This window comes from Sinorhizobium numidicum (assembly GCF_029892045.1).
In the GTDB taxonomy this organism is placed as follows: Bacteria; Pseudomonadota; Alphaproteobacteria; order Rhizobiales; family Rhizobiaceae; genus Sinorhizobium; species Sinorhizobium numidicum.
The window spans coordinates 338,939-351,791 of record NZ_CP120367.1 but is presented as its reverse complement, the minus strand read 5'-3'; the positions used below and the strand labels follow the sequence as shown (position 1 = coordinate 351,791).

The window sequence follows — 12,853 nt, the reverse complement described above, 5'->3', positions numbered from 1 at the left end:
GGGGCGGCGAGCCCCTCGCCTTGCGCCCGAAGGCGTTTCAACGGCTTCGGGCGATTCTCGTGACCATTCCGTCGGGCCCGCCGGCCTGCGGGCGGTTTCGAGGAGGTGGACGGGCTTTCAATCGCCTTGCAGGGAGTGAGGGGCGAGTGTCGGTCGAGTCACGTCCAGTGGGATTGACGTCCAAAAGCCATAACCCGCTGCCCAGCAGGAAGAGAAACAGGACATAGGTTGCACTCCAGAAATGCACCGTCCATCCAACCAGGAAAAAACCCGTCATCGCAATGACGTATCCTGCCCTGTATTGCTCCAGCCTGTCATTCAAGCCCTTGAGAAGGCCGATGCTCAGGAGTGGGAGCAGGAGGGTCAAAAGCATGAGTATCGCCGCAGGTATCCCATAGAGGACAGCGTGTATCAGCCAAAACATGTCGATGCTCGGCGGCATCCAACTGGGACGGTCCCAACTGTTCAGACCAACGCCAAAAAACGGGTGATTGAGCACAGACTCAGTCCCGAATGTCCATATCAGGATGCGAAAATAGGCCGAGCTCTCGTCGAAGGAAAAATAGCTGAGATAGAGATTTGGCACCGACCGGTTTGCTACCAGGGAAATGCATCCCCACATCGTCGACACCATGGCCAAAAGCAGCCGCCAACGATACGCGTATTCACGTAGAAACCAGTTCCAGCATAAGAGCAGCGCCTGCGCCGCCAGCGCGGTGATCGGTCCCGCTGACAAACTCAGGAACGCCGTAGCGCCAACGATGCCGGTTCTGAACCATCGCCTGCCGGCTTTCTCGCCACAGCCCAGCACAAGATGCGCCAGCGCAAAGATACTTCCGCAGACGACGCCGAACAGAATAGGATGTTCGACGACTGACCGCACGCGCGCCAAGCCCCAACGCAACGCGTTGTCGGTCGTTGGAAGCACGGGAAGGTTGTCGGTCGTTGGAAGCACGGGAAGAATGAGGGAACAGAACTCGAGCAGCACGTTGCGTCTCGTGACGGCTTCCAGCACCGCGAATGGAAGTAGGATCACAACGATCAAGAACAGCAGCCTGATCATGTCACGAAAGTTGTCCGCATTGCGAATGTAATACCGAGCGATTAAATATGCCCCGGCTGTTTCGACAAAGAGAATACCTGCCGGCTGAAGGCTGGCCTCGTAGCCGTGATTGACCAGCAGGCTGATCGAGCACCAAAGGCAGTACAGGAGAAGCGTGACGTCGGCGCTCCTGATTCGGCCGGTCCGACCTGTAATCCAGAAAAAAAGACATGGCACGACCATGGTCAGAAGCACGAGCCGATATGGTGAAAGTGCAAGCGGTCCGAAATGCCACGTCCAAGGCATGAACAGCGATATGAGCAGAAGACGAACCGGCCAGGCAAGCCTTGCTTTTTCGGTGAGCCCGTTTTCCTCAGCAAGTCGGGATCGCCTCCCTACCCGGCCTGACGCGCGGCGCGTCCTTGATCTCGCGACTGTGCGGATTGCAGCTTCGTTCACGACGCCACGCCCATCCTAAAGGATAGGACGACGCCTGCTTTGGCGTGGCTTCCCATGCGGTACCTTTCTGCTTACTGTTTTACATGGACAGAAGACTTTGCAACGGCCTGAACGCTGTCGGCTTCGTCTGGTGAATTTTCATTCGGTGCCGAGATCTCAAGGTACAAGGGTGTGGGTCGAGCCGGAAGTTAACTTTTTCGTCATGGCTCATGGGGTTTTCAATGAAGGCCAGCGTTTCCCTCATCCTCCGAAAGTTCAATCGAATTCGCAGGCTGGCATGCCGCAACGATGAGCGTCTTCACCCATTGTATGAATACGTTAAGCTCATCGTGGTAGACGACGGTTCCGTCGAAGACGTAGAGAATCCGGTTCGGGCATCCACGACGAACGCGCGAAGGATACCCGACGGCCCGGTGATGGTGGTGCCGCCGCGGGGCGCAACACAGCCCCCGCCTGCGCGAATGGCAACTATACTGCATTCCAGGGCGGCCACGGCCTTTGATTGCCGGGCAAGCTAACAGGCAGCTTCCGCTGTTTTCGACGTTCCAGCGGATGTTGGAGTGGTCGGGGTGCCAAGATTTCCAGTTCTGAAAACGCAGTTCGCCTCAATAGCTTCTAAGGTCCAGCAGGCGGACAGAAGAAGCATACCTCGTTGAAGGTGGTTGAAGAAATTCGAAGCTGTACTTGTATTTGAGTTCACGGGAGCGATGGAGATGAGACGCAGCGAGAGCGCCCTTGTGTTTGCTTCGGTAGTCGTATGTATCCTGTCGCCTACGAGCCTTACTGACGGCAACGCCGCGGATGCCCGCGACATCGGTCCCGTGACGCAAAGAATTGCGTTATCGCAGCATCAGCGCGCTCATGTTGAGAATGTTAATGCAGTGTTCCCTGATGCTTCCAATACTGGCGTTCCGCAGGGGACAAATCTGACCCGACATACAGGGACACTTCACATCACGACTGACAATGCGGTGATCGAAAATCTGGAGATCGATGGCAACATCATTATCGATGCCAAGAACGTCACCCTCAAGAACATCAAACTCACCACCGACGACTTCAATGGAATTGAAGTCATGGGCGGTGCCACCGGGTTCACGCTGATGGACAGCGAAATTGATGGCGGCGGCACGGCGCATAACGGTCTCATGGCTCAGGGAACGATCCTGCGCACCAACATCCATGGCGTGGAGAACGGCATGACCCTCTATGGGCCATCGGAGATCCGCGACAACTACATTCATGGTCTGGCGGGTGACGCTAGCTCGCACTTCGACGGTATCGAAATTAACGGCGGCCATGATATCCAGATACTGCACAACACCGTTATCAACCCACACGACCAAACAGCGGCGATCATGCTGGACAATTGGGCCGCGGGTCTCTCGAACATCAAGGTCGACGGCAATTATCTGGAAGGGGGCGGCTACACCCTCTATCTCGATGATAACTTCAGCGGCGGTCCCGTCGACGACGCCTCGATCAGCATCACCAACAACCAGGTCGGCGGTGGCCACTGGGGCGACTTCGCGCTCTTTGGCAACACCCCGGTTATGTCCGGCAATGTCGACGTCAGTACCGGCAGGAACAATGCTAGAGGTGCAGGAAGATAACCAGCGCGGCATTCGCCCTTCGACAACCTGCCAATTCTCTTGCGCCGCCCATTGCCGATGACTTTTCCCCAGACGCAACGCCGATGCCCCCACAGCGGATGAAGCGGCAGTGTCGTCATCCCCCGTTTCTTTCGTCGGGCGAGCGCCCTACCCGCTTTTGTGTGTCGCGCATCCGAGCGGGTCCCCGTTGCAAGGGCTTCAGATTCTGCTGTAGGAGGCGCTTCGCGGAACTGAGCACACGCCAGTTGGCAGGGCCGATAGTTAGCTTGAAGGCAAGTTTGGCCCAAGGTAGCGACTGCTTGCACCCGGGCGAGAGTGCGACGGCGTATTCTAGTATTTCGCGACAAAGGGTAAGGTTGCCGTGGTTGAAAGCCGTGTTTGCCTCGCGTATCGCCTTAAGTGCAAGGTCGTTGAGCAGATAGGATTGGATAGCGTCTGCAGTACCGGCAGGTAAGCCGCTAAATGCAGCATCGAGTGCTTTCTCCCGCTGACAAAGGTCCCGCAGAATATATTCGCCGTAGTAGCCCCGAGACATGTTGAGGCCGTGTTGTCTGTACACGGCTTGATAGGCACAAACGAACCCCACCGGTGCCTGGGCGGCCAGTCTCATCCACATTTCCATATCTGCGCTATGTGGCAGGTCATGACGATACCCGCCAACATGCTTCTGCAACTCCGTGCGTACCACGGCGGTAGCAGTTGGAACGATATTCGTCGCCCGGCTGCGAGCAATAAAGGCTATGCCTTCCATAGTTAACCGTCTAGAATTCATGACCGCAGGACCGAGTGGATGCATTGGCTCGGTTGAACCGTCCTCGTGCAATACGATTGCGGCGCCGAAGGCGAATCCCAGCTCAGAAGATTCCGTCAAGACGCGCACAGCGCGGTCAAGGGCGCCAGGCAATAAATAGTCATCGGCAGAGAGCAGCAAAAGGAACTCTGCCGCAGCCCATTCAATTCCCTCATTGTAAGTCGTGATGTGTCCTCTGTTGGCTTTATGTCGATGGAATACGATGCTTTTGTCACGCAACGCTAGCTCGGATGCCACCTCTGCAGTATTGTCGGTTGATGCATCATCAATAATTAGTACTCTGACTTGGACGTTTTGCTGCGATAGGGCACTCTTTACGCATTCATTTAAAAAGCCCCCGTATTGATAACATGGTACAATAATGTCGACCGTATGCATCGTTTCCACCTTATGTGTACATGAATACATAAATGCATTTCGAACATACGCCCGCAAAAATAAAGACGAAATTCTCGTAGATAGGAGGCTTTATGCGTGTGCATTTCCGAAAGAGGAGTATCGATTATGCGGCATTCATCCGGTATCTTCAACTCAGAAAACGGGTGCGAATGCTGGCGTCGCTCGTAATCTCATCCATCCAGAAAAAGTGGATGGACTATACATACTTTGACTATGTTGAAAATATCTGTTCGATTATATTCAATTCCGAAAAAGTGCGCCAGTACACGGAGGAACGAAGGTGTACCGGATCGGAATCGTTTATCCCAGCAGGGATCCCATCTCTCCCGCCAACTGGTCTGGTACGCCTCGCGGCCTGAGCGAAGGGCTCAGATCGTTAGGCCTCATGGTTGTTCCAATAGGATGTACACTGCCGCTTCGGCAAAAAATGGCGGCGGCGCTTCACTCTCGATTGCCTGGTTCAAGGGTAACGGCGCATCGCACTCCAGCCGTTATGAAGGCTCGGTCGCTAAGAATCGCAACGGCCATAGAAAATGCGGGAAATCTGGATGGCATTATTGCAATGGGCACAGATACCTACGACCTTGCAGCGGCAATGCGGGGACGGCACACGCCGATCGCCACATACGATGACGGAACATTTGCACTGTTCCTGCGATATCCCGATTCGGACCTAAGCAGCCTCGGCCTTCCGTCCTCAAAGGTCGATGCCTGGGTGAGGTTACAAGAAACCGCGTGTCGCAGAGCCACGATAGCGTGTGTGAGCACTGAATGGGCAAGGAAATCAGTGGTCCAGGACTTTGGGGTTCCGCCCGAGCGAGTTCGGGTGGTTGGGATGGGGCATAGGCCTCGATCGAACCCCGAGATTAAGCGCAGCTTTGAAAACCCCCGTTTTTTATTCGTGGGCGTTGATTGGAAGCGCAAGAATGGTGCTGCGGTTCTAGATGCGTTCGCAAGGGTCCATGAAAAGTTTCCGCGGGCCACCCTCGCAGTTGTGGGAAAACATCCACCGTTGAGACAAGCTGGAGTGACAGGGTATGGTTTTCTCGCGCGGGAGGATCCAAGGGGGCAGAAAATACTCGACCAATTGTTTGCTCAGTCAACAGCTTTCGTCCTACCCAGCCTTTTCGATCCTTCCCCGATCGCCTATCTCGAGGCTGCATCCTGTGGATTACCTGTAATAGCTACAACACGTGGGGGGGGCGGTGAGCTGTTATGCGACGGTTCAATACGCGTTGATCCTTACGACCGTGATTCATTGGTCGAGGCAATGCTTCGGCTCTGCGATGGAGAGGAAGCAAGTTCAATGGGAGCGAGAGCTCTGGCTCGGTCGGCGACGTCAAGGTGGCAAGATGTTTGCAGGCGCATTGTAGATGGTTTGATGGGCGCAGACGAACAGTCGAATAGTGCCGCGCGTATCGAAACCCGATAATACCTAGTCGCTCGCCTTAAGTAATCGTGCATAAATCTGCTTCACTTCTTCGCGCTCGCGTTTAAGAGAATATTCTGAAAGAATGAACTTGGATGCCCTGTCGCCGCGGGTTTGGCACCAGCCCGGATGTGCGTTCTCGTGCGCTATTGCGTATTCGATTGCTTGTGCGAATCCTAGGATGTCACCCGTCTCGACGATCCCACTGAAATCCGAGCGAAAGAATTCTTTCCCCCCAAAACCATGGTAACCGACCACATAGTTCCCGCAGGCCATCGCTTCGGCGGGTGGGAGTCCAAGACCCTCCTGGTATGATAAGGCTAGGAAAATTTTCGTAGTCCGCAATTGCGCGGCAACTTCAGCCTGGGGAATTCGATCTAGCCGCACTATGTCCCAACCCTCTAGCAAGCCGCGCCCCCGAATAAGTTCTAATACTCTGTTCGCATCCTCCGGCATCTTTCGCGGCATATATGCGATGCGGTTTGGTCGAGGGCCCTCGACCGAGTGAAATATACCGGAGTCGATGCCGACGTGCACTCTGCAAACATCAACATGCCCAAAGGCATAGCGGAGCGCATGTTGATTGTGTTCAGAGACTGCGATGATGCCCATCAAACCGCCGCCTGGCGCGTAATGCCGTGCAATGTCGTGCGACGCTGTCCAGGTCAAGTGCACATTCTGGTTGAATATTATGAATTCGGTGCCTGGGGAGAGATGGTCCAGGATGTCGACGCACACCTCCGGGATGACGAGAAAATCTCCCCGCAGCACCCTCGTATCTCCGACATGTGCAATACGCGTTTGATTTTCGAACCACGTACACCGGAACCCTCGGCGCTGATGCAGCACAAACGCGTTCGTCCCCGCGGAATTCAGTATATCGACATGACGGTATATTACCCTGATACCACCGGAGGGCTCTTGGAAGTCAGGAGTGAGAAAGTAGATGGCTGGTCTTGCCGAAGGCTCTTGCCCGATGGTGACGCGCATCCGGCTCTTCCAAGCTCTTTTTGCAGCCATGAGTTGCCGCAGCGCGGTTGCGCGCACTGCAGATAAGCCAAACGCCGCCCGATACATCATTTCAGCTCGCGTCTTTTCGTCCCAATTGCGATAGCCAGTGTATTCGGCGATCTGTGCCCGAGCCACATACCTAAATGTCGGAGCTGCTGCGCCGACGAATGAAGGAGATTTGCTACTCCGAATACCCCCGACTGCCTCGGAGTCTGCTATAGGCGGGCGTCTGCGTCGGCGCCTGCCGGTTATGCACCGGGCAAAAGAGTTACGTCCGTGTGGCGAACGTAAGTGGCTACGATGGGCTAGAGCCAAGCTCTAATCCGGCGCGACGAACGGGGTTGCAGCGCAAATCATCATTCCTGCGCAGCCGGATACCTCTTTCGATCGCTTAAATACTTAATATTGTTTTCTTTACTGCACGATTGAAAAGGAATTCCTTTGAGCTTGGAACGCTCGGCATTTTGCCCCGATGAGAAGACGAAGGGGTGCCGATCAGGTTCATTCGAGTTCAGCCGCCGCTACGAAGAAGATAGGGGCTTGCCGGCATGATTGCGTCCGATGTCACGCTGCATGAAGGAGTCGTTGTCCATCATCCGGACCTCGTCAATCTTTATGGTTGCACGCTCGGCGCCGGCACGCGCATCGGAACCTTTGTCGAAATTCAGAAGAACGTCGCGGTCGGAAGAAACTGCAAGATTTCCAGCCATTCCTTCATCTGCGAGGGCGTGACGCTCGAGGATGGCGTCTTCCTCGGACATGGCGTCATGTTCACCAACGATATCTATCCGCGGGCGGTCAATCCTGTCGGAGGGCTTCAGTCGGAAGTCGATTGGAAGGTCGTCCCGACACTGGTCAAGTGTCGGGCCTCCATAGGCAGCAACGCCACCATTCTCGCGGGCGTCACGATCGGAGAGGCCGCGCAAGTCGGCGCCGGCGCGGTGGTGACCAAGGACGTGCCAAGCTATGCGATCGTTGCCGGTGTACCAGCCAGGATCATCGGACGCGTCACGGATGGGGCATTCGGAGTTATTTCAGCGGGGGCGTAAAATGATCGGTGTCGCAGTCGTCGGTTATGGTTACTGGGGCCCAAACCTCGTCCGCAACTTCTGGGAGACGCCGGGTGCGCGCCTCATCTCCGTCTGCGACCTGCGCAAGGATCGTCTGACGGCAGTCCAGAGCCGCTACCCGGCGGTCCAGATTACCGACGAGTTCGAAGAGGTTCTTCGCGATTCGCGCGTCGATGCCGTCGCGATCGCGACCCCCCCTGCCGCGCACTTCAAGCTTGCGATGAAGGCGCTGATGGCTGGAAAGCATGTGCTCGTCGAAAAGCCGATGGCGGCGACGTCGGACGAGGCACGGCGTATGGTCGAAGAAGCGGCGCGGCGACGTCTCGTGCTCGCGGTCGACCATACGTTCGTGCACACGGGCGCCGTCCGGAAGATGCGGGACCTCGTCGAAAACGGTCTTGGCGATGTCTATTACTACGACTCGGTCCGGGTCAATCTTGGCCTTTTCCAGCACGACGTCAGCGTCATCTGGGATCTTGCCGTGCACGACCTGTCGATTATGGACTACGTGTTGCCGGAACGGCCGGTAGCCGTCTCCGCCACGGGCATGAGTCATATCACCGGCGAGCCGGAAAACATCGCCTATCTCAATCTCTTCTTCGACAGCAGGCTGATTGCCCACATTCATGTCAACTGGCTCGCTCCGGTCAAGGTGCGCCGTACGCTCATCGGCGGCAGCAGAACGATGATCCTCTACGATGATCTGGAGCCCAGCGAGAAGATCAAGGTCTATGACAAGGGGATAACGCTGAACGGCGATCCACAGCGGAACGGCGAAAAGGTCTACCAGATGCTGGTGGGCTATCGCACCGGCGATATGTATGCGCCTCATCTCGATGTGACCGAAGCATTGGCCCGTGAATTGCGCCAATTCGTCGACTGTATCGAACGAAGTGAGCAGCCTATTGCCGACGGTCACGCCGGTTTGCGCGTCGTTCGGATCCTCGAAGCCGCGTCCCAGGCCCTCGCCCAGCGGGGGCGTGTCATCGAGTTGGAACAGGCGAGGCGGATCGCATGATTCCCTTCCTCGACTTGAAGGCGCAATATCACTCGATCAAGGATGAGATCAATGCGGCCGCATTGGGCGTGCTCGCTTCAGGGCAATACGTCCTGGGTGATGAAGTTGCGCGCCTGGAACAGGAATTTGCGGCCTATTGCAGCGTGAAGCACGCGATCGCCGTCAACACGGGCACAAGTGCCCTCCATTTGGCGCTGCTTGCGGCGGGCGTCGGCCCAGGAGATGAAGTCATCACCGTTCCTTTCACCTTCGTCGCCACCACATCGGCAATCTGTTACACCGGCGCGCGGCCGGTCTTCGTCGACGTCGAGCCAGTGACGCTGACCATGGATGCCACGAAGCTCGAGGCTGCGATCACGCCACGCACCAAGGCGATGGTGCCAGTCCATCTTTATGGGCAAATGGCCGACATGGACGCGATCAAGGTCATTGCCGATCGGTACGGCGTGCCGATCATTGAGGATGCCTGTCAGGCGCATGGCGCCGAATACAAGGGTCGCCGCGCCGGGAGCATCGGCGTATCGGGCTGTTTTAGCTTCTATCCGGGAAAGAACCTCGGCGGTTGCGGCGAGGGAGGCGTTGTCGTCACCAGCAATAATGATCATGCCAGAACGATGCGCATGTTGCGTGACTGGGGCCAAGAGCAGCGATATCACCATGTGCTCAAAGGCTTCAACTATCGGATGGATGGCATCCAGGGTGCGATTCTGCGCGTGAAGCTCAGGCATCTCGAAGCCTGGACTGAGACGCGACGGGCTCGTGCTAGCCGTTATACTTCCCGGCTCGCCGGATTGTCACACGTGAAGACGCCCGTCGAAGTCGCCGAGCGGCGTCACGTTTATCACATCTACGCTCTTAGGTGCCGTGATCGTGACGGACTGCAGCGTGCGCTCTCCACTGAAAGCATTCAGTGGGGTCTGCATTATCCTATTCCGGTACATTTGCAAAAGGCACACTCCGACCTCGGCTATAAAGTCGGCGATTTCCCGAGATCGGAAGCGGCTGCCCGATCGGTTCTTTCGCTCCCCATTTATCCGGAGATGAGCACGAGACAGGTCGAGCAGGTAGTTTCTGCAGTGGAGCAGGACGCCTATGTCAACTGACCGCGCACCGACTGACCGGGTCGTACAAGCGGTGCACGGTCGCGGCGACACACCCGCCGATCCGAGCTATGTGCGCGACCTGGTCACGGAGCTCAGACGATTATACGGCGCCGCGGCCTTGATCGAGCTCTATGGTCGCTTTTCGAGTGGAGACGGGTTCGTCGACGCAATGATGCGCAAGGTAATCTGGCAATGTGTCGCGCGCGCTTGCGGGTGTGGCTTGCAAGTGGGAAGCGGAGCCGGCTTCAAGCACCCGGAAACGTTCGAGATCGGCAACGGGGTGTTCATCGGTGCTCAGGCCTACATCCAAGGCCGCTACGACGGGACCTGCGTGATCGGCGATAATGTCTGGATCGGACCGCAAGCCTATTTCGATGCGCGTGACCTGGTGATCGAGGATTTCGTAGGCTGGGGTCCAGGCGCCAAGGTTCTCGGCTCGTATCACACCGGCGTACCGGTCGATGTGCCGATCATCAGTACCGACCTCAAAATCAAGCCGGTACGCGTCGGCGCATGGGCCGATATCGGAACCAATGCGACCGTCCTGCCCGGCGTGACGATCGGCAAGGGTGCGCTCGTCGGCGCGGGCGCGGTCGTCGTCTCCGATGTCGAATCGTTCGCGGTCGTTGCGGGCGTGCCCGCGAAATTCCTGCGCTGGCGAACGGAATCGCCGGCCCGGCAAAACCCTGAACAATGAGGCGGGCGATGAAGAACAAGCGAATTCTGATCACAGGCGGGGCCGGTCTCATCGGCTCGCACATTGCCGATCTCGTGGCCCTCGAACGGCCTCGGGAAATCGTGGTGCTCGACAATTTCGTACGGGGAAGCAAGGAGAACCTAAGCCAGGCGGCGAACGTCGGACCGCTCACGATTATTGAAGGCGACATCAGGAATCGCGCGCTGCTGGCGAAATCTCTTGAAGGTGTCGACATCGTATTCCACCAGGCGGCCATCCGCATCACGCAATGCGCAGAGGAGCCGAGGCTAGCGTTCGACGTCCTCGCGGGCGGCACGTTCAATGTTCTCGAAACGGCGGTCAAGGCGGGGGTTCGCAAGGTGATTGCCGCTTCCTCTGCCTCGGTGCTGGGGCTTGCCGAAAGCTTTCCGACGAGCGAGGACCATCATCCCTACAACAACCGGACGATTTATGGAGCCGCCAAGACGTTCAATGAGGGACTGCTGCGTAGCTTCGCCGAAATGCACGGCCTCAACTATGTCGCGCTCCGCTATTTCAACGTCTACGGCCCGCGCATGGACGTTCACGGTCTCTATACGGAGGTACTGATCCGATGGATGGAACGCATCGCGGCCGGCCTACCGCCGATCATCTATGGCGATGACAGGCAGACGCTAGACTTCGTGCATGTTCACGATATCGCCCGGGCAAATGTGCTGGCGGCTAAGTCTACTGTCACGGACGAGGTGTTCAACATCGCAAGCGGCACAGAGACGAGCCTGCGCGATCTTGCATACCTGCTGGCCCGGATCATGGGGACTTCGCTCGAGCCACAACTCGAGCCGGCACGGAAAGTGAACGCTGTGACTCGACGGCTGGCCGACATGAGCAAGGCCGAACGGCTGCTGGGCTTCAGGACCGAGATCACGCTCGAGGAGGGCCTCCGCGATCTGGTCGTGTGGTGGCGGCGCGAGCGCGCCGTATCAGGGGGGGAAGCGGCATGAGCGAGATGTCTCGCCAGATCCCGGTTGCCAAACCCGTTCTCGACGAATTGGAAGTGGAGGCGGTTCGGCGCGTGGTTCTCTCAGGCTGGGTCACGCAAGGGCCGGAGGTGGCAGCCTTCGAAAAGGAATTCGCCGAATTCGTCGGTGCTTCTCACGCCTGCGCCGTTTCTAACTGCACGACGGCGCTTCACTTGGCACTGAAGGCAGTCGGAGTGAGCGCTGGCGACGAAGTGATCACGGTCAGCCATTCCTTTATCGCCACGGCGAACGCAATCCGCTACTGCGGAGCGCTGCCCGCCTTCATCGATATCGAGGCCGGCGGCTACAACATGAACCCCGATCTGATAGAGGCTGCGATCACGCCGCGCACGAAGGCAATCCTCTGTGTGCATCAGCTCGGCATGCCCTGCGATCTCCGCCGCATCGTCGAGATCGGCAGATGTCACTCGATCCCTGTCATCGAGGATGCAGCCTGTGCTGCCGGAAGCGAGATCCTTGGAGAAGGTCAATGGCAACGGATCGGCAGGCCGCATGGCGATATTGCGTGCTTCTCATTTCACCCGCGCAAGGTCGTCACCACCGGCGACGGCGGCATGCTGACGACGGCCAGCGACGAATACGACCAGAAATTCCGGTTGTGGCGACAGCACGGCATGAGTATTCCGGACACTGTGCGGCACGGCTCGAAACAGGTGATCTACGAGGACTATCCGGAGCTCGGCTATAACTACCGCATGACCGATCTACAGGCGGCGATCGGCCGGGAACAGTTGAAGCGACTTCCGGGGCTCGTCACCCGGCGAAGAGAAGTTGCACGACAATACACCGATCGCCTTTCCGGGATTCCCGGACTGACTACGCCCGTTGAGCCGGATTGGTCACGGAGTAATTGGCAGAGCTATTGCGTCGCCTTGCCCGACTGGATCGACCAGCGGGAGACGATGCAGACCTTGCTCGACCGCGGCATCTCGACCCGCCGGGGCATCATGAACATCCATCTGGAACAAGCTTACTCCGACAAGGCCACGCATCGGGCGGCGACCAGCCTCGCGCGGAGCGTCGAGGCGCAGCAGGGATCAGTAATCCTGCCTTTGTATGCGCAGATGACGGACTTCGATGTGGTGCTGGTCGTCGAGGAGCTTCTGTCCATTCCCGCGTTCGCCGAACCCACGGCACTGCGCGCGATCTGAAGCCCCCTCACACTTTTCCCTGTGCATT

11 protein-coding genes are annotated in these 12,853 nt (G+C 57.4%); 8 read left to right on the top strand and 3 right to left on the bottom strand.

What is annotated here, in order from left to right; translation table 11 throughout:
- Nucleotides 1-37: 37 nt before the first annotated feature.
- Nucleotides 38-1,501, bottom strand: a complete 1,464-nt coding sequence (locus PYH37_RS01645; RefSeq protein ID WP_280731726.1) for an O-antigen ligase domain-containing protein — start codon at nucleotides 1,499-1,501, stop codon at nucleotides 38-40.
- Between the two features lie 662 nt (nucleotides 1,502-2,163).
- Here PYH37_RS01645 and PYH37_RS01640 point away from each other — a divergent pair.
- A complete protein-coding gene (locus PYH37_RS01640; protein WP_280731724.1) occupies nucleotides 2,164-3,114 on the top strand; it encodes a hypothetical protein in 951 nt (316 codons plus the stop codon).
- A gap of 115 nt (nucleotides 3,115-3,229) precedes the next feature.
- Here the strand turns inward: PYH37_RS01640 and PYH37_RS01635 are convergent, their stop codons facing one another.
- On the bottom strand, nucleotides 3,230-4,303 hold the full coding sequence (locus PYH37_RS01635) for a glycosyltransferase family 2 protein (RefSeq protein ID WP_280731723.1): 1,074 nt from the start codon (nucleotides 4,301-4,303) through the stop codon (nucleotides 3,230-3,232).
- A 406-nt stretch (nucleotides 4,304-4,709) separates the two neighbouring features.
- Here PYH37_RS01635 and PYH37_RS32340 point away from each other — a divergent pair, with 406 nt between their 5' ends.
- Complete coding sequence (locus PYH37_RS32340; RefSeq protein WP_425336065.1) at nucleotides 4,710-5,756, top strand: glycosyltransferase family 4 protein; 1,047 nt, start codon at nucleotides 4,710-4,712, stop codon at nucleotides 5,754-5,756.
- A gap of 3 nt (nucleotides 5,757-5,759) precedes the next feature.
- Here the strand turns inward: PYH37_RS32340 and PYH37_RS01630 are convergent, their stop codons facing one another.
- Entirely contained in the window at nucleotides 5,760-6,833 is a 1,074-nt protein-coding gene (locus PYH37_RS01630; protein ID WP_280731721.1) for a glycosyltransferase, read from the bottom strand.
- A gap of 479 nt (nucleotides 6,834-7,312) precedes the next feature.
- Here PYH37_RS01630 and PYH37_RS01625 point away from each other — a divergent pair, with 479 nt between their 5' ends.
- The 6 genes from PYH37_RS01625 to PYH37_RS01600 are packed head-to-tail and all read left to right on the top strand — an operon-like array spanning nucleotide 7,313 to nucleotide 12,825.
- Nucleotides 7,313-7,813 carry an acyltransferase gene (locus tag PYH37_RS01625; RefSeq protein ID WP_280731720.1) on the top strand — a complete coding sequence of 167 codons (501 nt, stop codon included), beginning with the start codon at nucleotides 7,313-7,315 and terminating at the stop codon, nucleotides 7,811-7,813.
- Between the two features lies 1 nt (nucleotide 7,814).
- Complete coding sequence (locus PYH37_RS01620; protein WP_280731718.1) at nucleotides 7,815-8,852, top strand: Gfo/Idh/MocA family protein; 1,038 nt, start codon at nucleotides 7,815-7,817, stop codon at nucleotides 8,850-8,852.
- The gene (locus PYH37_RS01615) at nucleotides 8,849-9,955 is read left to right on the top strand and encodes a DegT/DnrJ/EryC1/StrS family aminotransferase (RefSeq protein ID WP_280731717.1); all 1,107 of its coding nucleotides are present in this window, start codon (nucleotides 8,849-8,851) and stop codon (nucleotides 9,953-9,955) included. The genes PYH37_RS01620 and PYH37_RS01615 overlap by 4 nt, the downstream gene beginning before the upstream one ends.
- Nucleotides 9,945-10,652 (top strand): acyltransferase, encoded by a 708-nt coding sequence (locus PYH37_RS01610; RefSeq protein WP_280731716.1) that lies wholly within the window; start codon nucleotides 9,945-9,947, stop codon nucleotides 10,650-10,652. Before PYH37_RS01615 ends, PYH37_RS01610 begins: the two co-directional genes overlap by 11 nt.
- An 8-nt stretch (nucleotides 10,653-10,660) precedes the next feature.
- Complete coding sequence (locus PYH37_RS01605) at nucleotides 10,661-11,635, top strand: NAD-dependent epimerase/dehydratase family protein (RefSeq protein ID WP_280731715.1); 975 nt, start codon at nucleotides 10,661-10,663, stop codon at nucleotides 11,633-11,635.
- Nucleotides 11,632-12,825, top strand: coding sequence for a DegT/DnrJ/EryC1/StrS family aminotransferase (locus PYH37_RS01600; RefSeq protein ID WP_280731714.1), 1,194 nt, complete (start codon nucleotides 11,632-11,634; stop codon nucleotides 12,823-12,825). Before PYH37_RS01605 ends, PYH37_RS01600 begins: the two co-directional genes overlap by 4 nt.
- Nucleotides 12,826-12,853: the final 28 nt, after the last annotated feature.

What these genes read in the sequence shown, in the direction of transcription:
- PYH37_RS01615 (WP_280731717.1), top strand. Translation starts at nt 8,849, where the DNA reads ATGATTCCCTTCCTCGACTTGAAGGCGCAATATCACTCGATCAAGGAT.
- PYH37_RS32340 (WP_425336065.1), top strand. Translation starts at nt 4,710, where the DNA reads ATGGTTGTTCCAATAGGATGTACACTGCCGCTTCGGCAAAAAATGGCG.
- PYH37_RS01600 (WP_280731714.1), top strand. Translation starts at nt 11,632, where the DNA reads ATGAGCGAGATGTCTCGCCAGATCCCGGTTGCCAAACCCGTTCTCGAC.
- PYH37_RS01605 (WP_280731715.1), top strand. Translation starts at nt 10,661, where the DNA reads ATGAAGAACAAGCGAATTCTGATCACAGGCGGGGCCGGTCTCATCGGC.
- PYH37_RS01625 (WP_280731720.1), top strand. Translation starts at nt 7,313, where the DNA reads ATGATTGCGTCCGATGTCACGCTGCATGAAGGAGTCGTTGTCCATCAT.
- PYH37_RS01610 (WP_280731716.1), top strand. Translation starts at nt 9,945, where the DNA reads ATGTCAACTGACCGCGCACCGACTGACCGGGTCGTACAAGCGGTGCAC.
- PYH37_RS01635 (WP_280731723.1), bottom strand. Translation starts at nt 4,303, where the DNA reads ATGCATACGGTCGACATTATTGTACCATGTTATCAATACGGGGGCTTT.
- PYH37_RS01630 (WP_280731721.1), bottom strand. Translation starts at nt 6,833, where the DNA reads ATGATGTATCGGGCGGCGTTTGGCTTATCTGCAGTGCGCGCAACCGCG.
- PYH37_RS01620 (WP_280731718.1), top strand. Translation starts at nt 7,815, where the DNA reads ATGATCGGTGTCGCAGTCGTCGGTTATGGTTACTGGGGCCCAAACCTC.